A 20538-nucleotide genomic window follows, 5' to 3' on the forward strand; every position below is an offset into this window, starting at 1 on the left:
CGTTATTGTTCATACCTGAAGCGGAATTTTTCTTGCTCGCTTGCCGCTTTCGCCAGTATCCACTGCCGGAAAGCGGCTATTTTACCCAGTTCTGCCTGACTGTCATGACAAACCAGATAAAATGCATTCTTGCTGACCAGTACATCGTTAAATGGGCAAACCAGACGGCCTGCCTCAATTTCGGACTGCGCCATGACGTTATTCGCTAATGCCACGCCCTGCCCGTGAATGGCAGCCTGTAACACCATCGCGCTGTGGCTAAAAATGGGCCCCTGCTGCACGTTTATATGATTAAGACCTAACTGGCGGGTATAAGTTTGCCAGTCGCGACGCGACGCATCGTGCAAAAGCGTGTGTTGCGCCAGATCGGCGGGCGTTTTGAGCGCTTTCTCCCCCGTCAGCAGCAGCGGTGAACAGACCGGCAGCAGATATTCTGCGTATAATTTTTCAACACGCAAGCCCGGCCAGTTATCACGACCGTAAAAAATCGCCACATCCACATCGTCTGCAAGCTTGTCTTCCTGACGGTCCACCGCCTGGATTCGGACATCGATTCCCGGATAAGTTGAGTTAAAGCTTGAGAGTCGCGGCACCAGCCACTGAATGGCAAAACTGGGCAATAAACTCACAGTCAGGGCGCCTTTTGCGCTCCGTGCCTGAAGCTTACGGGTGGCTTCCGTCAGCTGGGAGAAAATCTCTTTAATATCCTGAAAATAGCTCTGCCCTTCTTCGGTCAACAGCAACGAACGGTTGCGTCGACGGAACAGCTTAAGCCCCAGAAAATCCTCCAGAGACTTGATTTGATGACTTACTGCGGCCTGTGTCACAAAAAGCTCATCGGCTGCGCGGGTGAAGCTGAGGTGGCGTGCTGCTGCATCAAAAACACGTAATGCATTTAGGGGTGGCAATCGCTTGGACATGGTTATCTGGCTTAGATGTTAACGAGATTTAACATATAGGAAACAACGTTTAACCTATTAGTTTTTTTTATCTGAGCCATTATAATTTGTCCGTTGAGGAACTACCAGCAAATACCTATAGTGGCGGCACTTCCTGAGCCGGAACGAAAAGCTTTTTTTGGAATGCGTGTTCTGAAGGGCTTTTGGCTTACGGTTGTGATGTTGTGTTGTTGTGTTTGCAATTGGTCTGCGATTCAGACCACGGTAGCAACGCTACCAATTTTTCACTTCCTGTACATTTACCCTGTCTGTCCATAGTGATTAATGTAGCACCGCCAACTTGCGGTGCTTTTTTTTCGCTTATCTAACTGTTAATGCTCGATTTCCTTCATCTCTTTCACGTCACTGCGATTGATCTGCTGTTTGTTCCCGTTAGCATCTTTGTATGAAATCATCCCGGTATCATTATCGGTTGTCGGTTTCCCTTCAGAGACGATAGATCGACCATCGTTGGTATGCATTACGTAGTTATTACCAGAACATGCGCTCAGGGCAAAGGTCAACGCACAGGCAGAAATGATTGCAGCTGTCTTTTTCATGATTATTCTCCTTTAGCAATTAATGCTATTCAAACCTCGATTTATAACAGGCTAAAACATCCGCCTAACACTATTTAGCATAACCTGCTTTTTCAGACTCGCCAGGATAAGCAGACAAATCTGATAGATATCAACTTCCTTGCCCTGCCGATGAATTTGCGCGACGATCGTAGAATCGATATGAGGAATTCCATGAACGCTTTCAGTCCTGCGCAGTTTCGCGCACAGTTTCCTGCGCTGGCCGATGCCGGCATTTATCTTGATAGCGCCGCCACGGCCCTTAAGCCGCAAGCGGTGATTGAGGCAACCCGCCAGTTTTACAGCCTGAGCGCCGGGAACGTGCATCGCAGCCAGTATGCCGACGCACAGCGCTTAACGGCGCAATACGAAGCCGCACGGGATCAGGTCGCGCGCCTGATCAATGCTGACAGCGGTAAGAACATCGTCTGGACGCGGGGCACTACCGAGGCCATTAACATGGTGGCGCAATGTTACGCGCGTCCGCTGTTGCAGCCCGGGGATGAGATGATCGTCAGCGAGGCGGAACACCACGCCAACCTGGTGCCCTGGCTGATGGTGGCCGAACAAACCGGGGCACGGGTTGTAAAACTCCCGTTGGGTACAGACTTCCTGCCTGACGTGGCGCGTCTGCCTGAGCTGATTACGCCGCGCAGCCGTATTCTGGCGCTGGGGCAGATGTCCAACGTCACCGGCGGCTGTCCGGATCTGGCGCGCGCCATTGAGATTGCCCATGCCAGCGGCGTGGTAGTAATGGTCGACGGTGCGCAGGGTGTGGTGCATTTTCCGGCTAACGTTCAGGCGCTGGATATCGACTTCTATGCCTTCTCAGGGCATAAATTGTACGGGCCAACCGGTATCGGCGCGCTGTACGGTAAACCTGAACTGCTGGCCCGGATGACGCCGTGGCTCGGCGGCGGCAAGATGATTACCGAAGTCACCTTCGACGGTTTCAAAACGCAGGATGTGCCTTACCGCCTGGAAGCCGGTACGCCGAACGTGGCAGGGGTTATCGGTCTGAGCGCAGCGCTCGAATTTCTCGCAGATACGGACGTGGCTCAGGCTGAAAGCTGGAGCCGGGGCCTGGCGACGCTGGCAGAAGAAGAGCTTAAGAAACGCCCCGGGTTTCGCTCGTTCCGCGTCCAGGACTCCAGCCTGCTCGCCTTTGATTTTGCGGGCGTACACCATAGCGACATGGTGACGCTGCTTGCCGGATACGGCATTGCCCTGCGCGCAGGACAGCACTGCGCCCAGCCGCTGCTGGCGGCCATGGGGGTGAGCGGTACCCTGCGCGCCTCGTTTGCACCGTACAACACAAAAAGTGACGTCGACGCGCTGGTTTCCGCCGTCGACCGCGCCCTGGAATTACTGGTGGATTAATGACAAGTTCAGCCTTAGCCGGGCATCCGTTCGGCACCGTTATCACTGAAGAGACGTTAAAACAGACCTTCGTCCCGCTCACGCAGTGGGAAGATAAATATCGTCAGTTGATCCTGCTGGGCAAACAGTTGCCCACGCTGTCAGACGAACTGAAATCGCAGGCGAAGGAGATAGCTGGCTGCGAGAACCGCGTCTGGCTTGGGTTTAGCATATCCGGTGAGAAACTGCATTTCTTCGGCGACAGCGAGGGACGCATTGTTCGCGGTCTGCTGGCGGTGCTGTTGACCGCAATCGAAGGGAAAAGCGCCGCAGAGCTGCTGGCGCATTCTCCGCTGGCGCTGTTTGATGAGCTGGGACTTCGCACGCAGCTTAGCGCCTCGCGCGGACAGGGACTGATTGCGCTAAACGACGCGGTGCTGGATGCCGCCCGTCAGGCTCAGGCCTGACGTTCCGCCTTCGCCATCATCTTCTTCAGGGCGTGAGAGACCGCCACAAAGCCGAAGGAGGCGGTCACCATGGTGGCCGCTCCAAACCCTGAGGCACAATCCATCCGCTTTGGCCCTTCCGCTGTGCTTTTCATTGCACAGACCGAACCATCCGCCTGCGGATAAACCAGCGCTTCTGTCGAGAACACACAGTCCACGCCCAGCTTGCCTTTACTGTTCTTCACCACGTTGAAGTCGCTTTTTAAGCGCTCGCGCAGCTTAGCGGCCAGTGGATCCTGAATGGTTTTCGCCAGATCTGCCACCTGGATCTGCGTCGGATCAATTTGTCCACCCGCGCCGCCCGTTGTCACCAGCGGCACCTTGTAACGACGACAGTAAGCGATCAGCGCCGCTTTTGGCCGCACGCTGTCGATGGCGTCAATCACATAGCTGTAGCCTTTGCTCATGTACTCCGCGACGTTATCTGCCGTCACAAAGTCGTCAATCACCGTTACGCGGCACTCCGGGTTGATGAGACGAATACGCTCCGCCATCACCTCGGACTTCGCCAGACCGACGTTATCACGCAGGGCGTGGATCTGACGGTTAGTGTTAGTGACGCAGACGTCATCCATATCAATCAACGTAATTGCGCCAATGCCGGTTCTCGCCAGCGCTTCTGCCGCCCACGAACCCACGCCACCAATGCCCACCACGCAGACATGCGCATCCGCGAACAGTTGCAGGGCTTTTTCACCGTATAACCGTGCCGTGCCGCCGAAACGCTGGCGCCAGGCATCGCTGATTACCACAGACATAAAACCTCAGATGTAAAAAGGGTGAGGTATTCCTCACCCTGAACCGTAATCCGTCTTGCGCTCAGAATACCACACTCAGCCGCTAAATACGTTCCCGGTACCCGGCGCTGTCTTCAGCACCCACACGCGCCCGTAGTGGTTATACCAGCCTGCACGGTGGCCGGCATCCGGGCCGATGCCCTGGTAAATATCGAAGTGCTGACCTTTAATCGCCCCGCCCACGTCCAGCGCCACCATCAGGCGTAATTCATACTTGCCGTTGAATTTGCCGTTGTTGTCGAGGAGAGGGACTTCCGCCAGCAGCGTGGTACCCGCCGGGATAATCGAACGATCCGATGCCACAGAAGCGCGGCCAATCAGCGGGACGGCGCTCGCCCCTTTCACCGGCGCAAAGTTCTGCGGTTTGAAGAAGACAAACGATGGATTCTGCTCAAGCAGCTCACGCACTTCCGCTTCGCTGTGTTTTTCGCCCCACTCGCGGATCGCCTGCATCGACATATCTTCTCGTTTCACTTCACCACGGTCGATGAGCACCTTACCGATGCTGCGATAGGCATGGCCGTTTTTCCCGGCATAGCTAAAGAAGTTCAGCGGCGAGCCGTCGCCAAAATCAATATAGCCGCTGCCCTGCACGTCCATGATGAAGTTATCCATCAGCGAGTTGCTGTAGGCCAGCACGTAATTTTCGCTAAGCGCACCGGCATAGATTTCAGCGCGGGACGGGAGACGACCGCGTTTTGGCGGCATGCGGTAAATCGGATACTGGAATTCGCCCTGACGCGTGTGTCGTGCCTGGACAACCGGGGTGTAGTAGCCGGTAAACTGAACGTTACCGTAGTTATCCGCCCCTTCCATCTGCCACGCGTCAATACCAAACTGGCGCATATTGCGCGTATCACCGCCAGCACGCAGCCAGTCCTGCACTGCACTATAAACGTTGTTCTGTGAGCCATACAGGCGCGGCGACGCTTTGCGGATCTGGTACACCTGCTCGGAGAAATCCCCGGCATTGATTGGAGCACCCACGGCATCTGGCTGGTTAACTAAAGAGAAAGGCTGGGATAACTTCCCGTCTTTATACTGTTGACCGCGATCGGTCGGTTTGGAAGAGCAGGCCGCAAGAATCGCTACCATTGCGCCTGTCATCAGATACTTCACCCAACGTCCTTTCATTATATCTCGTCTTTTAGTTGCCCAATTCCGCGTGATGAAGATAACAAACCCACCGTGGTAATGAAATGCGATCGCCTTCCCTTTGGCAAATTCTGGACAAAAAATAGTCCAAAGTGGCTATTCCCGTTCATTTTGCATACAAAATAATGAATTATGCGAAAAAGGGGTTGCATCACAAACCTATCCGAGTATAGTGCGCTTCCACGGACGCGGGGTGGAGCAGCCTGGTAGCTCGTCGGGCTCATAACCCGAAGGTCGTCGGTTCAAATCCGGCCCCCGCAACCAATTAAAATTTGATGAAGTATCTTCTACGACTGTAGAAAGACGGACGCGGGGTGGAGCAGCCTGGTAGCTCGTCGGGCTCATAACCCGAAGGTCGTCGGTTCAAATCCGGCCCCCGCAACCAATCAAATTTGAAGAAGTAAGTTTCTACAAGTGTAGAAAGACGGACGCGGGGTGGAGCAGCCTGGTAGCTCGTCGGGCTCATAACCCGAAGGTCGTCGGTTCAAATCCGGCCCCCGCAACCAACACTTCTTAAAACAATAAACACCCTTAAGGGTGTTTTTTTGTATCTGCCGTTTGTGAAAGTGCCGGGCGAGATACCCGGCGTAATACCCTATCCCCGCCGCGCCAGTGTTTCCCCGTCTGAGAAATAGGCCCGAATACCCGCCAGAATCGACTCCGCCACTTCCTGCTGGAATTTAGCCGTCTTGAGCTTGCGTTCCTCTTGCACGTTACTGATAAACGCGGTTTCGACCAGAATGGACGGAATATCTGGCGCTTTCAGTACCGCAAATCCGGCCTGCTCGACGCTGTTTTTGTGCAGCTTGTTGACCCGGCCCAGTTTGCCCAGCACCGCTTTACCAAACTTCAGACTGTCGGTAATGGTCAGCGACTGCACCATATCAAACAGCGTATGGTCGACGTAACGATCCCCGCTTTTGCTCACGCCACCGATTAAATCCGAGGCGTTCTGCGTGTCCGCCAGGTATCTCGCGGCGGTACTGGTCGCCCCTTTCGTTGACAGGGCAAACACCGACGATCCGCTCGGCTGGCGGCTGGTGAAGGCGTCCGCATGAATAGAGACAAACAGATCCGCGCGCTGCTTCTGCGCTTTCGCCACGCGGACCTTCAGCGGGATAAAGACATCTTCGTTGCGCGTCATGTAGGCGCGCATATTGCCCTCTTTGTCGATTAACGCCTTCAGACGACGGGCAATTTGCAGCACCACATCTTTTTCACGGGTGTGATATTTCCCAACGGCGCCGGAATCTTCTCCGCCGTGGCCAGGATCGAGCATGATCACAATCGGACGATCGCGCCCCGCCCTGCCCGGCTTAGGACCACTTTGCGCAGGTGGGACCTGTCGCTGGAGATCGCCTTTGTTGTAATCTTCAAGTAACGCCAGGAGCGGATCCTGAATATCCGTTGCATTCGCCGGATAGAGATCCATTACCAGGCGCTCCTTAAAGGCGGCAACAGGCGCAAGGGCAAAGAGCTGCGGTTTCACGTTCTGCTTGAGCTCAAACACCATGCGCACGGTTTGCGGATCGAACTGCCCGACGCGCGCCGATTTGATAAAAGGATCGTCGCCACGGATCTGCGCCGCCATGCCTTTAAGCACGGAGTTGAGATTCACACCTTCGAGATCAACCACCACACGTTCAGGATTGCTGAGGGCAAATTGTTTGTATTTCAGCACGCGGTTGGACTCGACCGTCACGCGCGTATAGGTCGACGACGGCCAGACGCGCACCGCGACTACCTGGCTTGTGGCGGCAAGACCCACCTGGCTGACGCTAAGCAACCACATCGCCCCGGCCCCTTTTAACAGGCGGCGGCGGCTTATTGCTGAATTGGATCCCGACATGCTTCTCCCGAGCAAGAAATCTGATTGATGAACAAAACGCCCAAATTGACCGAAAACTTTAACGAATGACGCATAAACTGTCATCTATAAAAGGGTAAACAATCATACGTTAACGCACGGATTACTTATTATTTTCTGTGTGTCGCAGAAAATTTTGGCTTGCACACGCGGCCACAATCGAATAAAAATACACAAATAACGAATAAACATTCATTAAGGGTTGTATCATGGTTAAGGAACGCAGAACCGAACTGGTCCAGGGATTCCGCCATTCTGTTCCCTATATCAACACCCATCGGGGGAAAACCTTTGTCATCATGCTTGGCGGCGAAGCCATTGAGCATGAGAACTTTTCCAGTATCGTCAATGATATCGGCCTGCTGCACAGCCTCGGCATCCGTCTGGTGGTGGTGTATGGCGCACGTCCGCAAATCGAAGCCAACCTGGCCGCCCATCACCATGAGCCGATCTACCACAAACATACCCGCGTGACGGATGCGAAAACCCTCGAACTGGTCAAACAGGCGGCGGGTCTGTTGCAGCTCGATATCACCGCCCGCCTGTCGATGAGCCTGAGTAATACGCCGCTGCAGGGCGCGCACATCAACGTGGTGAGCGGCAACTTTATCATCGCTCAGCCGCTCGGCGTGGACGATGGCGTGGATTACTGCCACAGCGGCCGCATCCGGCGCATTGATGAAGAAGCCATTCACCGCCAGTTAGACAATGGCGCGATCGTCCTGATGGGACCCGTTGCCGTTTCCGTAACGGGTGAAAGTTTTAATCTGACCTCGGAAGAGATTGCCACCCAGCTGGCCATCAAGCTGAAAGCGGAAAAAATGATCGGCTTTTGCTCCTCACAGGGTGTCGTGAACGATGAGGGCGTGATTGTGCCAGAACTTTTTCCGAATGAAGCCCAGGCGCGCGTCGAAGCGCTGGAAGCACAAGGCGATTACTATTCCGGTACCGTGCGTTTTCTGCGCGGCGCCGTCAAAGCGTGCCGCAGCGGGGTACGCCGCAGCCACCTGATCAGCTATCAGGAAGACGGCGCGCTGTTGCAGGAACTGTTCTCCCGGGACGGGATCGGTACGCAGATCGTAATGGAGAGCGCCGAGCAGATCCGCCGTGCCACCATCAATGACATCGGCGGCATTCTGGAGCTGATCCGTCCGCTGGAACAACAGGGCATTCTGGTTCGCCGCTCCCGCGAGCAGCTGGAGATGGAGATCGACAAGTTCACCATCATCCAGCGAGATAACCTGACCATTGCCTGTGCGGCGCTTTATCCGTTCCCGGAAGAGCAGATTGGCGAAATGGCGTGCGTTGCCGTGCACCCGGATTACCGTAGCTCCTCGCGGGGGGAACTGCTGCTTGAACGCGTGGCGGCACAGGCGCGCCAGATGGGTCTGAGCAAGCTGTTCGTGCTCACCACGCGCAGCATTCACTGGTTCCAGGAGCGCGGCTTCACGCCGGTGGATATTGATTCTCTGCCGGAAAGTAAGAAAGAGATGTACAACTACCAGCGCCGCTCGAAGGTGTTAATGGCGGACCTGGGATAACAATCACCCTCTCCTGTCGGAGAGGGTGATTACTCAGACAGATTCAAAAATCGCGCTTAATCCGCTTCTGCGCTCGGTGCGAGTGGCAATCGCCTGACCCAGCACGCGCTCATCCGCATACAGCGACAGACGCTGGCGCGCACGGGTAACGGCGGTGTAGACCAACTCACGGGTTACGACCGGCGAAAGCTGTGTCGGCAGGATCAGCGCCGCATGGTTGAACTCTGAGCCCTGAGACTTGTGTACCGTCATCGCCCATGCCGTTTCATGCTCTGGCAGACGGCTGGGCTGGACGGACTTCACGCTGCCGTCCGGTAGCTGGAACCAGACGCGCAAACCGTTACCGCGATCGAGCGCAATACCGATATCCCCGTTGAACAGCCCCAGCGTACTGTCGTTGCGGGAGATCATCACTGGCCGGCCTTCATACCATCGCGAATGCTGCTGACGGTTAATTTTGCGTTTCTGCACGAGCAGCTGCTCCAGCCTGTCGTTCAGGCCCGCAACGCCGAACGGCCCTTCCCGCAATGCGCACAGAAGCTGGTATTCGCCAAATGCGGCAATGACCTGCCCGGGCTGACTGCGCTGCTGCACGCAGCTCAGAAAACGCTGGTATCCATGGAGAGCCTCCTCAAGCATAGCCTGATACTCTTCCCCGCTTTGCAGCGATTTCTTTTCAATGTCAGTGAAAGAGCCGTCAAACACCGTGCGCGTGGCATGCCGATCGCCACGGTTGACCGCCGCAGCCAGCTGGCCGATGCCGGAGTCGCTACCGAAACGGTAGCTTTTTTGCAGCAGGCACAGGCTGTCACGCAGTGCGCCTGCGACCGGCGAGTGATCGGGTTCAAGCGAGCAGCCGGTCAGGCGGGCAAGCTCCTGCGCCCGCGCGGCGGTATAACCGTAGCTGGCGTAGGTACAGATATCCCCCAGTACCGCCCCGGCTTCCACGGAGGCGAGCTGGTCGCGATCGCCCAGGAAAACCACGCGCGCATGCGGCGGCAGAGCATCGATCAGGCGCGACATCATGGTCAGGTCAATCATGGAGGCTTCATCCACCACCAGCACGTCCAGATGCAGCGGATTACCCGCATGGTAGCGCAGCCGCTGGCTACCCGGCTGCGCGCCGAGCAGACGGTGCAGGGTACTCGCTTCACCCGGGAAAAGCGCAAGCTGCTCCTGAGTGAGCGGCAGCTGTTGCATCGCACCGCCCAGTGATTCGGTCAGTCGCGCCGCTGCTTTCCCGGTGGGCGCCGCCAGACGAATACGACATCGCTGCTCGCCTGATAGCTGGATCAGGGCTGCCAGCAGCTTTGCGACGGTCGTGGTTTTCCCGGTCCCCGGGCCACCTGAAATCACCGAAATCCGCCGCGTCAGGGCGACGGCCGCCGCCACTTTCTGCCAGTCTGTAGGCTCACCGGAGTCAAACAGCCTGTCCAGTGTCTGGCGAAGCTGCGCTTCGTCGCAGGGAAGCGGCGCGTTGGTCTCACTAAAGAAACGCGCTACCGTCAGTTCGTTTCGCCACAGACGGTTCAGATATAAGCGCTCCCCCGTCAGGATCAGCGGCGCCTGGTTTTCTCCCGGCCCGACGGCCGACGATTCGCGCAAAATTTTCTGCCAGTCCACCCTCTCCCCCAGCAGCGCAAAGCAGGACTGGAGGACAGGCGGCATTTTCTCGTCAACAACCAGACGCGAGAGCGGCAGACACACATGCCCCTCTCCGGCGTCTTTACTCAATAGGGCAGCGGCAAGCATCACGGCGGGCTGGTCAGCGGCAATCATCATGGCAAACTGCACATCCAGCTGACGCAGCACGCGTTGCTCTACCGCTTCCAGCAATAAGTCCTGCATCGTCATGCCATCTCCTCCGTGTTTGCTGCAAACAGGTTATCCATTTTATTAATCAATTCCGCATCCGGACGGGTGCTGAAGATCCCGGAGCGCGGATCGGCAGCGTCGACCCCGCGCAAGAAGAGGTAGATGACGCCACCAAAATGATCGTCGTAGCGGTAATCCGCAATACGGTGGCGCAAATAGCGGTGCAGCGCTAGCGTGTAGAGCTGATATTGCAGATCGTAGCGATGCATTTGCATGGCTGCCGCCATCGCCTGCTGGGTATAGGCTTCGCTGTTCTCGCCCAGCCAGTTCGATTTGTAATCCAGCAGGTAGTACCGTCCTTCGTGACGGAAGACCAGGTCGATAAAGCCTTTCAGCATGCCCTGCACTTGACGGAAGTTCAACGGCGGGCAACCGGCTGAGAGCGGATCGTACTGACGGATAAGCGCATCGAGCGCGTCGGCCTTAAGCGGGCCTGCGACAGGCAGATAAAACTCCATCTCAACCTGTTTATTTCTGGCCGTTAGCTGACGAAGAGCGAAGCCCTGCTCAGTCAGCGGTGCCTGCAAAATGGCGTTGATCCAGTCAGTGAGAACGGGCTGCCAGTGCGCGTCATAGCCCCCGCTCTGTAGCATCTTCAGCACCCACTCCTCACTGACAGGCTGAGTAAAATCAAGCTCTTCAAAGAGGCTGTGCAAAAAGGTGCCCGGCGACGCGCCGCGTGGGAACTGATGCGGAGTTAACGTCGGTTCAACCGGAATATCACCCACCCCTGCGGCATCCACGTCCAGCTTCGGCATGAGATCCAGCGCAATACTTTGCCCGTGCTGTTGCAGGCCAGAATAGCTGGTGACGCGCCAGTCGTCGGCAAGCACCCGCGTGATCTGGCGCGCATTAAGGTCGGTCGCGGGCTCTTGCGCCATTTGCCAGCGGCTATTGTCTGGCAGAGACGGGATATGCAGCGCGATATCGTCACCGCAGAGCGACTCAATGCAAAGGCGCAACCCCGCAGCATCTTTCGGCTCGCCACGCTGAATAAGCCGCCCTAACGCGCTTAAATGGAAATCGCTTTCCCCTGTTTTCTCCCCGCGACGGCGGAAAACCGGGGCGACGCCCAGGCTGCAATGCCAGACAGAACGGGTCAGCGCCACGTAAAGCAGGCGCAAATCCTCCGCCAGACGCTCCGCTTCTGCCAGTTCAACGCTGGTCTCCGCCTTGCTGAGATCGAGCACCGCATCGAAAGTCTCGCGGTCATGGTAAAAGGCCTGATCCTGAACCCGGTAGTTCGCGATGAAAGGCAGCCAGACCAGCGGATATTCGAGACCTTTGGATTTGTGAATGGTGACGATTTGCACCAGATGCTTATCGCTCTCAAGACGCATCTGCTGGCTTGAAGAGTTACTGTTTGGATCCGCGATTTGCTGCGCCAGCCAGCGCACAAGGGCATGTTCACTTTCAAGCTGGGTACCCGCTTCCTGTAACAGTTCGCTGATGTGTAAAATATCGGTCAGACGCCTTTCACCGCCGGATGTCGCCAGCATATTTTCGGCAATCTGACGCCGTGTCATCAGCTCGCGCAGCATCGCCATAACGCCGCGCTTTTGCCAGCGTTCACGGTAATGGACAAACTCTTCTACCACCGCATCCCATGCGTTTTCGTCATGGTTGAGTTCATCAATATCCCGTGCGTTCAACCCCAGCATAGAACTGGCCAGCGCGCTTCGAAGCGTATTTTCGCGCTCCGGCGCCAACACCGCCTGAAGCAACCAGAGCATTTCCTGGGCTTCCAGCGTGTCGAACACGCTGTCGCGGTTAGAGAGATACACTGACGGAATATCCAGCAACGTTAGCGCATCGCGGATTAACGCCGCTTCCTGACGACTGCGCACCAGCACGGTAATATCAGAGGCCTTTACAGGATATGCCTGTTCCCCCTTCCACAGTAGTGCCTCGCCGCGCGCGCCTGCGCTTAGCCAGTCACGGATTTGCGCGGCGCAGTGCTGGGCCATCGCCGCCTGATAATCGGCAACGCCATAGCCTTCCCCCTCAAGCAGCCAGAAGGTCATGGCGGGTTGCACCGCACCGCTGACTTCAAAGCGCAGCGTCGCGTTGTTTGGGGCGGATTTCACCGGCAGGAAAGGGATTTCATTGAACATGAATGCCGTCTCCATACGGCTGAACAGCGCATTGACGCTCTCAACCATCCCCGGAGCGGAGCGCCAGTTGGTATCTAACGTGTAATGCGCGACAACCTCACTACGGGCTTTCATATAGGTGAAGATATCTGCCCCACGGAAGGCGTAAATGGCCTGTTTAGGGTCGCCTATCAGCAGCAGGGCAGTGTCGGGCTGCTGTCGCCAAATGCGGCGAAAAATGCGGTACTGCTGGGGGTCGGTGTCCTGAAATTCGTCAATCATCGCCACCGGAAAACGGGTACGGATCGCGCTGGCGAGCGCTTCACCATTCTCGCTGGACAGGGCTTCGTCCAGGCGGCTCAGCATGTCATCAAACCCCAGCTCGCCCCGGCGACGTTTTTCGCGCGCGACTGCCTGGCGGATCTCCGTCATGGCGCGGGTGATCATCAGGTCATTGAGCGTTAATGGCTCCGCAAGCAGCGCTTCAATCGCCACAAACAGGGGATGCTCAGGCACAATACCGTCGGCTTTGGTTCGCTCGGTCAAAAAGCGCTGCGAAAATTTTTCCAGTGCGTCCGGAAGCTGGTAACCCCGCGTCTCCTCCTGGGCCCAGGCGCTGATCTTTTCGATCCACTTCCCCTGGTTCCCACGGTTGAACTTGCGTCTGTCGATGCCTGAGTTTTCGATGATTGCATCAATTTCACCAACCGACTCATTCCACTTCTGCTTAAGCGCGGTAATTTTGGCGACGATCTTTTCATGGCGCGAGGCCAGCGTTTCATCGGCAGGCGGAGGAGATTTAATGACCGGCGCTTCGCCTTGCAGGTAACGGTCGATGGCGCGAAGAAGCTCTTCCGGACCTTTCCACAGGGCGTGAACCGCTTCAGCAATGTCGCGCTGCAACGGATAACAGTGACGACGCCAGAAATCCGCACAGGCCTGATAGCGAAGCTCGGATTCATCTTCAATAAGCTGCTGCTCAAAGAGCATGCCGGATTCAAACGCATTCAGGCTCAGCATGCGCTGACAAAAACCGTGAATGGTGAAGACGGACGCTTCATCCATTTGCCGTTCGGCCAGCAGCAGCCATTGCGCAGCCTGTTGCTTATCCGCAATCTCGTCCAGCAGGCTCGCGTAGAGGGGGTTATCCGTCGTCTGACGCAGACAGGCGATGCGCAGCTCATGAATGTTGCTGCGAATACGGCCACGCAGCTCGGCAGTGGCCGCTTCGGTGAAAGTTACCACCAGCAGCTCTTCCACGCTTAACGGGCGCGAAAAAGCGGCGTTGCCGCCGAGCCCCAACAGCAGACGCAGATAGAGCGCGGCGATGGTATAGGTTTTTCCCGTTCCCGCTGAGGCTTCAATCAGTCGCTCACCCTGTAGAGGTAAACTTAGGGGATCAAGCGGCTCAGCGGTATGGGTCATTCTTTCTTACTCCAGGGCATAGTTTGTTGCAGCGCGCTGACGCTCTTCCAGACGGTCCACTCTTTTGATTTTACGTAGTCCGTTTTCCCGTTCTGGCTGCCAGAAACCTGAGACAGGATGGCCATACCCTGCGGTTTAACTACCGCCTGATGGAAGAAATCGGCAACTTTTTGTGGCGTCAGCTGTTTTATTTCGGCCACTATTTTATCACGCGAATCAAATTTAATATTACCGCGATCAAAATCTTTGCTCAGCTGCGAGGCCTCTTCACCCAGCGTCTGCGGCGGTTGCATCACCTGGGCGATAACCGCCTGCTGGATCTGGGCAAACTCTTCCGGCTTCATGGCGCGCAGTTTTGCTTCCGCCTGCGGGAAGAATGCCTGATAACGTTGCCACAGGTAAGCGGGTTGTTTGTCGCTGCTTTGCAGAAGGAAGCCCAACCCCCACTGACGGCCCACATTCATCGAGAAAGCGAATACCGCATAACCAAGCTGCTCTTCGGTGCGCAGCTGGTTGTAAAACCACGGCTGAATAATTTGACCGAGCACCGCACTCTGGGCAGAGCTGGTAAATTCGTCATATCCGACAGGGACAAACACCGCGGCCAGCGCGGAATCCGTGCTGCTTCCCGCTTTTTCGAAGATCGCATTCTGCTTTTTCTCTACCAGCACATCCTGGTTACGGCACCACTCATCGCCTTTTGAACCCAGTTGCGCACGCACGTTTTGTGCCAGCGTTTTAGCCTGATCTTCGCTCATGTTCCCTACAACCAGGAACTCCGGACGAGTATTGGTTTTCAGCGAATCACGGTAAGCCAGCACCTCTTTTAAGGTGACTGAGGGCAATAACGCGCGGCGATCTTCGCGCTGGAAATAAGGAATTTGGGACAACATCTGTGCTGGCATAATCGCCTGATCGTAGGCTTTACCCTTCTCGGCAGAATCCATCATCTGGGCATACCAGGACTTAGCCTGCTCGAGCTGTTCTTCCGTAGGCGTATAGCTGAAATAACCGTCCAGCAGCGCCTGGAACAGCTGCGGCAAACGCTGGGTATAGCCGTTGGCATTCACCATCAGGCCGTTATTGGCATTGGTGGAGAAACTGATACCGCCAACGGCAGCCTGGTTGCTGAGCTGATCGAGGGCAATACCGGCCAGATAATCGTTAAGCGCAAACAGCACCTGGTTTCTGGCGCTGTCCATTGCTTTAGGATTACGCAGCACTACGCTGACATCCGCTTTTGGCTCGTCGCCGAAATAGCGGCTTGGGGTGTAGACCACGCGCAGCGTCGGCTCATCAACAATCAGCTCCGGATGCGGATAGGCCTTTGCGGGTTTGATCAGCGAGAAATCGTCCGGGATGTAGGGGTTAAGCTCCGGTAACTTCAGCGCAATTTCCCCCGCCTTTTTCTGCCAGCCCGCGAAGGTCTGTTCGCTGATTTTTTCAACCTGATACGGGGCATCAACGAAGTAGGCCATTTTGTTATGCGGTTCGTTCGGGCTGATATACCAGACGCGGGCATTCTGCGGAGTCATCATCGCCAGACGCGCTTTGAGCGCCCCGGCGTCATACTGATCGGCAATATTTACCGCATCCAGCGTATGTTCCACCGGCACGCGGATCATGGTATCTGCCAGCCACTCGACGTAGTCCATATCACGCGTAATAGAGGGATAGCGGAAATCGAGATCCAGCACGTGCGCCAGCTCGTCGAAGTAGCGTTTATCGACGCCTTTGTCGCGCAGCAGAGAGAGATAACTGAAAATGGCCGCAACGACGTCGTCACGGTGAGCCAGCCCTTTATCGGTCAGCGTCGCGGAGATGGCCAGCACGCCGCTATTCCCGTTTACTACGGGATCGGAGTCAGCGCGAATACCTTCCACCAGCCCCTGCTTTTGCAGCCAGTCGGAGAGCGTACCCGGGCTGCGGTTACCGATAAGATAAGTCACCAGCTCGTCGGTTTTGCTGCGGAACTGCGCCGTGTTGTTATCAATACGGAATTCAACGCGTAACACCTTGCGCGGCAAGGCCGGCACATAGTGAATAACAATGCCTTTTTGCGCGTCCGTGACAACCGGCACGTTAATCTGTGGCAGATCGATATTTTTATTTGGCACCCTGCCATAGGTCTGCGCAGCCATGTTTGCCAGCGTCGGCAACGGTTTATTGCTGTAGATAACCGCTTTCATCAGATTGGCGGAATAGTATTTTTCACGAAACGCATGCAGCGCATCGAGCACCGGGCTACCCGGCTTGTCGCTCAGCGTTTCAAGGTTGCCGCCTGAGAAGCGCGAACCCGGATGCGCCGGATTGATGGTTTCAGCGCTAACCTGCGCCATGCGCATACCGTCTCGCGTGCGCGCCATCGTCAGTTCGGCGTTTACGGCGTTGCGTTCCCGGTCAGCATATTTTTTATCCAGCAGCGGTGCGGCGATGGCATCCGCCAGACGGTCCACCGCCCCGTCAAGCGCATCATTTTCCACTTCCAGGTAAAACGCGGTACGATACGGCGCAGTACTGGCGTTGTGGCTGCCGCCATGCATTTTCAGAAATTCGGACAGGCTGTCAGGCTGTGGGTATTTTTTAGACCCCATCAGCGTCATGTGCTCAAGGTAGTGCGCCAGTCCCGGATGGTCATCAGGATCTTCCAGCGACCCCACCGGCACAACCAGTGCGGAGAGCGATTTAACCGCCTGAGGATCGGAAACCAGCAGTACGGTCATCCCGTTATCAAGACGAATCGCCTGATACTGACGGGTATCCTTTTCGCTCTTACGGATTGTTTCCTGGACAGGTTGCCAACCGGAATCGGCCTGAGTGACGGGAGCCCAAAGGGCGATAAACAAAACAAACGCTTTGAACAAGGTGCTGCCTGGCATTACGACCTCTTTATCACGGCTACATCATTAACAACGTGCGTGCTGGACACGCCAGCATCTCTTTCTTTGGGTACATCAGTCCGTGATAAGAGGTGCATCATAAATGAACACCCCGTACTGTGCAATTTTTATACAGCACTCAGGACTGCTTAAATTTGAACAACGGTAACAGGTAGCGTTGCGCCTCTTCCGTGATAATGTCGAAATATTCTGGCTCCAGCGTTCGCCATAAACGTTGATACCAGACATCGTCGCCCTCGCCACGTACCATCATGTTCCCTTCGTAGGCCTGCAAAAACTTGCTGCGCGCTTTCTGGAGCGAAGCCTCATCCGTTAACATGGCATCATTCTGCGCGTCGTAACAGGCTTTTATCCATGCCCCCCCACTTTCAGGCAGCAAAAGCAGAGGCTTGTTCATGCCCTGACGATAACCTTCTATATAAAGCGACAGAAACGTCAACGCCTGCTCAGGCTCCATCGGCGGGAAGCGCCACTCGCCGTCCTTACGTACAAACAACCGGCTTTCGCCTTCGTGACCACTCGCACTGTAGACAAGATGTTCGAGCCAGAGTTGCAGGCCATGTGAAACGCTGATCATAGATGGGCGCCAGCGTAGCAGCCCGTCAGACTGCACGTGCGTGAGCCAGCCGCTGAGGTGCATACCGTTACAATCGAGATCAATTTCAATGCTGCTCGCCGGTTGCCGACACGCGATAACCCGGTCAGCAAGCGCTTGCATCTCCTCACACTGGGCATCCCAGACGATTTCGCCGAACGCACCATACGGCAGTAATCCCGACGCCCTGTAACGTCGGAACAGTTTACTGGCGTCTTCTTCGTCAACCAGCGCATTCAAAAGCTGGGAATTAAGCTTAAAACGCTCCAGTCCATCAAGAATAAACGGTTCCGCATCAGGGATTTCGCTCTCTTCCGAGCGGAAGTTCACCTGCAAGCGTTGCTGGAAAAAAGCCCGAACCGGATGGGCCCAAAAGCGCTGCAGCTGCTCAAACGTAAGGGTGTCTATGGCGCGCGGTTCGAGCGCCTGAATGAAATCGGTTTGCGGTGTGCCCGCGTTCTTCGCAGCGGGAAGCCACTCGCGGGCGTAGCTTTGCAGTTCATCAGGAACGTAATTGACAGGATCAAACGGCATACGGCTATGGTGACAGGTAATATGCGCTTTCACCCGACGTTCGCTTTCGTCGCAGTTACAGGCCTCATCGCCCGGCAGATAGTGACTCTGCCCGATGTAGTCCACCAGCTCCTGCACCAGCACGGACGGGAAACGCTCGCTGTTGTCCTGAATTGAACGGCCGATATAGCTGATATAAAGCCTGCTTTGCGCAGACATCAGCGCCTCAAGGAAGAGATAACGGTCATCATCGCGGCGGCTGCGGTCGCCCCGCTTCGGCTGTGCGCTCATGAGATCAAAGCCCAGGGGTGGCAGCGCACGTGGATAAATACCGTCGTTCATGCCAAGCAGACAGACTACTTTGAACGGGATTGAACGCATCGGCATCAGGGTGCAGATATTCACCGGCCCAGCAAGGAAGCGCTGGCTGATGCGCTCCTGATCGAGACGTTGCGTCAGCTCATCACGCAGAAGCGAAAGGGGAACCGCCTCGTGATAGTGCGAATTAACCCCCTCATCAACGATGGCCTGCCACTGCTTCTCGATAAGCGCCATGGCGGCTTCCGTTTCGCTGTCCGGCAGGAAGAAGTCATTTAGCATTTCGCGGCAAATCGGCAGCCACTCTTCGAGTGGACGGGGCTGCATCAATGCACGGCGCCAGCGGTTGAGCTGCATCAGCAGCGAGGCTAAGTGACCAACCAGTTCCGCAATTAACCCACTGGACTCATCGTACGGCAGCACGTCATTCCATTCGCCGTGGATGCTCTCCATCGCATACCCCAGCAGCATACGCGTCAGGCCAAACTGCCAGGTATGCTGGCCAGTCGCGGGCAGCTCAAACTCCTGGACGTTATCATCGTCGATTCCCCAGCGGACGCCGGATTCGTTGACCCACTGGCGCAGGTAGCGCAAGCCCTCTTCGTTAATGCTGAAGCGTGCGGCCAGAACAGGCACATCCAGTAATGCCAGCACATCCTCAGAGATAAACCGGCTATCAGGCAGCGAAAGCAGGCTGATAAAGGCCTGTAGCGCCGGGTGTGACTGACGAGCACGGCGGTCAGAGATCGCGTAGGGAAGATAGCGGTCGCCCGTTGCGCTGCCAAATACAGCCTGAATAAACGGGCTGTAGCTGTCGATATCCGCCACCATCACCACGATATCGCGGGGTGTCAGGGTTGGGTCGTCCTGCAACATGGCCAACAGGCGGTCATGAAGAATTTCAACTTCACGCTGTGGGCTGTGGCAAACGTGGATCGCGATACTGCGATCGTCAGGATCCAGTTTTCGCTTCTTATCGCTTCGCGCAAACTCCTCGGCAGTGATCCCGGCCACGGCACGGTTTTCTAAATCCAGAATATCAAGCTGAATATTGTGCAGCAGGCTGTCCGGCGTAATATCCGCAAACGCGTCCACGTCCCCCTCTCCCGAGGAGGTGATATCTGAAAGCAGATAAATATAGTCGCGCCCCAGCTTGCCCCACGAGGCAAGTAGCGGGTTCGGCAGGTTCTGAATCCCCTCTTCATCGAAAAGCTGCGCCGCGTTTTCACTGTCTTTAAACAGCGGCACGGCGCGTTCCTCAAAGAGGCGTTTACGCTGGCGGGTGACCAGCCGTGAAAGCCAGCGCGGATCCTGAATATCTCCCCAATAGTGCCGACATGGGTTGGTAAAGAGGATATGGATATCAATGTGCTTACCGAGCGCTTTTAGCGCGTTCAGGTAGACAGGCGGCAGCGCGGAGATACCGCAAATGAACACGCGTGACGGCAAACGGGCTGGCCGTTCTGCGGTGTTCTCAAGTGTTGAGATAAAGCGATCGTACAAGTTAGCACGGTGCCATTTAGGCTGACCGAGCTGCCCGGTATGCTCGACCAGCGCTTTCCAGAGCGGCGCCTGCCAGATTTGCGCTTCCGGTAACCCATCGACTAATTCTCCCGCTTCCCAGCGAATCAGCCATTCTGCGCGGTAAACCAGATACTGGTCATAGAGGTCAGCAGTGCGTGAGGCCAGCTGAAAAAGTTTGCGCTTGTCGGTGTCGTCATTCAGATAGTGGCGCAGCATGGCGAACTCATCATGCGCCAGCATGTCCGGCAGCAGCGTCATCAGTTTCCAGGCCATGCTTTGTTTGTTGAAGGCACTCTGCTCAGGAATATCCGGCAGGACGCGTACAAACATCTCCCAGATAAAGCTCGCGGGCAGCGGAAAATCGATATTCGCCGCAATGCCAAACTTCTGCGAAAGGGACATTTGTAGCCACTGCGCCATACCGGTGCTCTGCACCAGCACCATTTCTGGCTCAAACGGATCGTCAAGACGCTCTTGCTCAACGATATACTCCATCAGTGCTTCCAGCACATCCAGACGATTTGAGTGGTAAACCCTTAGCATAAACGCTCCCG

At 55.9% G+C, this 20538-nt stretch carries 12 protein-coding genes and 3 tRNA genes; 6 read left to right on the forward strand and 9 right to left on the reverse strand.

Annotation, left to right across the window (positions count from 1 at the left end):
* Nucleotides 1–2: 2 nt before the first annotated feature.
* Nucleotides 3–920: a glycine cleavage system transcriptional regulator GcvA gene (gene gcvA, locus ACQG11_RS04240; RefSeq protein ID WP_426728200.1), complete on the reverse strand. Its 918-nt coding sequence runs from the start codon at nucleotides 918–920 to the stop codon at nucleotides 3–5.
* 350 nt (nucleotides 921–1270) lie between these two features.
* On the reverse strand, nucleotides 1271–1498 hold the full coding sequence (locus ACQG11_RS04245; RefSeq protein ID WP_015571738.1) for a YgdI/YgdR family lipoprotein: 228 nt from the start codon (nucleotides 1496–1498) through the stop codon (nucleotides 1271–1273).
* 192 nt (nucleotides 1499–1690) lie between these two features.
* On the opposite strand from ACQG11_RS04245, the gene csdA reads away from it, so the two are divergent.
* Both csdA and csdE read left to right on the forward strand, forming a co-directional pair.
* The gene (gene csdA / locus ACQG11_RS04250) at nucleotides 1691–2896 is read left to right on the forward strand and encodes a cysteine desulfurase CsdA (RefSeq protein WP_126315143.1); all 1206 of its coding nucleotides are present in this window, start codon (nucleotides 1691–1693) and stop codon (nucleotides 2894–2896) included.
* Complete coding sequence (gene csdE, locus ACQG11_RS04255; protein ID WP_023306844.1) at nucleotides 2896–3342, forward strand: cysteine desulfurase sulfur acceptor subunit CsdE; 447 nt, start codon at nucleotides 2896–2898, stop codon at nucleotides 3340–3342. Before csdA ends, csdE begins: the two co-directional genes overlap by 1 nt.
* Here csdE and tcdA read toward each other — a convergent pair.
* Both tcdA and mltA read right to left on the reverse strand, forming a co-directional pair.
* The gene (gene tcdA, locus ACQG11_RS04260) at nucleotides 3333–4139 is read right to left on the reverse strand and encodes a tRNA cyclic N6-threonylcarbamoyladenosine(37) synthase TcdA (protein ID WP_006811804.1); all 807 of its coding nucleotides are present in this window, start codon (nucleotides 4137–4139) and stop codon (nucleotides 3333–3335) included. The genes csdE and tcdA overlap by 10 nt on opposite strands.
* A 75-nt stretch (nucleotides 4140–4214) precedes the next feature.
* Nucleotides 4215–5312, reverse strand: a complete 1098-nt coding sequence (gene mltA, locus ACQG11_RS04265; RefSeq protein ID WP_022649225.1) for a murein transglycosylase A — start codon at nucleotides 5310–5312, stop codon at nucleotides 4215–4217.
* A 208-nt stretch (nucleotides 5313–5520) separates the two neighbouring features.
* Between mltA and ACQG11_RS04270 the strand changes: the two genes are divergently transcribed.
* From ACQG11_RS04270 to ACQG11_RS04280, 3 genes are all read left to right on the forward strand, one after another.
* Nucleotides 5521–5597: transfer RNA gene (locus ACQG11_RS04270), tRNA-Met, on the forward strand.
* 44 nt (nucleotides 5598–5641) lie between these two features.
* Nucleotides 5642–5718 (forward strand) — tRNA-Met (locus ACQG11_RS04275).
* Nucleotides 5719–5762: 44 nt separating this feature from the next.
* A tRNA-Met gene (locus tag ACQG11_RS04280) sits at nucleotides 5763–5839 on the forward strand.
* 89 nt (nucleotides 5840–5928) lie between these two features.
* Here the strand turns inward: ACQG11_RS04280 and amiC are convergent.
* Nucleotides 5929–7182, reverse strand: coding sequence for an N-acetylmuramoyl-L-alanine amidase AmiC (gene amiC / locus ACQG11_RS04285; RefSeq protein WP_022649226.1), 1254 nt, complete (start codon nucleotides 7180–7182; stop codon nucleotides 5929–5931).
* A 227-nt stretch (nucleotides 7183–7409) separates the two neighbouring features.
* Here amiC and argA point away from each other — a divergent pair, with 227 nt between their 5' ends.
* The gene (gene argA / locus ACQG11_RS04290; RefSeq protein ID WP_022649227.1) at nucleotides 7410–8741 is read left to right on the forward strand and encodes an amino-acid N-acetyltransferase; all 1332 of its coding nucleotides are present in this window, start codon (nucleotides 7410–7412) and stop codon (nucleotides 8739–8741) included.
* A gap of 33 nt (nucleotides 8742–8774) precedes the next feature.
* On the opposite strand, the gene recD is transcribed toward argA, so the two are convergent.
* From recD to recC, 4 genes are all read right to left on the reverse strand, one after another.
* On the reverse strand, nucleotides 8775–10595 hold the full coding sequence (gene recD, locus ACQG11_RS04295) for an exodeoxyribonuclease V subunit alpha (protein ID WP_058646258.1): 1821 nt from the start codon (nucleotides 10593–10595) through the stop codon (nucleotides 8775–8777).
* Nucleotides 10592–14134: an exodeoxyribonuclease V subunit beta gene (recB, locus tag ACQG11_RS04300; RefSeq protein ID WP_426728201.1), complete on the reverse strand. Its 3543-nt coding sequence runs from the start codon at nucleotides 14132–14134 to the stop codon at nucleotides 10592–10594. Before recB ends, recD begins: the two co-directional genes overlap by 4 nt.
* Nucleotides 14131–17013, reverse strand: coding sequence for a pitrilysin (gene ptrA, locus ACQG11_RS04305; RefSeq protein WP_426728202.1), 2883 nt, complete (start codon nucleotides 17011–17013; stop codon nucleotides 14131–14133). Before ptrA ends, recB begins: the two co-directional genes overlap by 4 nt.
* A gap of 139 nt (nucleotides 17014–17152) precedes the next feature.
* Entirely contained in the window at nucleotides 17153–20527 is a 3375-nt protein-coding gene (gene recC / locus ACQG11_RS04310) for an exodeoxyribonuclease V subunit gamma (RefSeq protein ID WP_161177525.1), read from the reverse strand.
* Nucleotides 20528–20538 lie beyond the last annotated feature (11 nt).

This window comes from Enterobacter cloacae complex sp. 372C4, assembly GCF_050030615.1.
GTDB classification, from domain to species: domain Bacteria; phylum Pseudomonadota; class Gammaproteobacteria; order Enterobacterales; family Enterobacteriaceae; genus Enterobacter; species Enterobacter intestinihominis.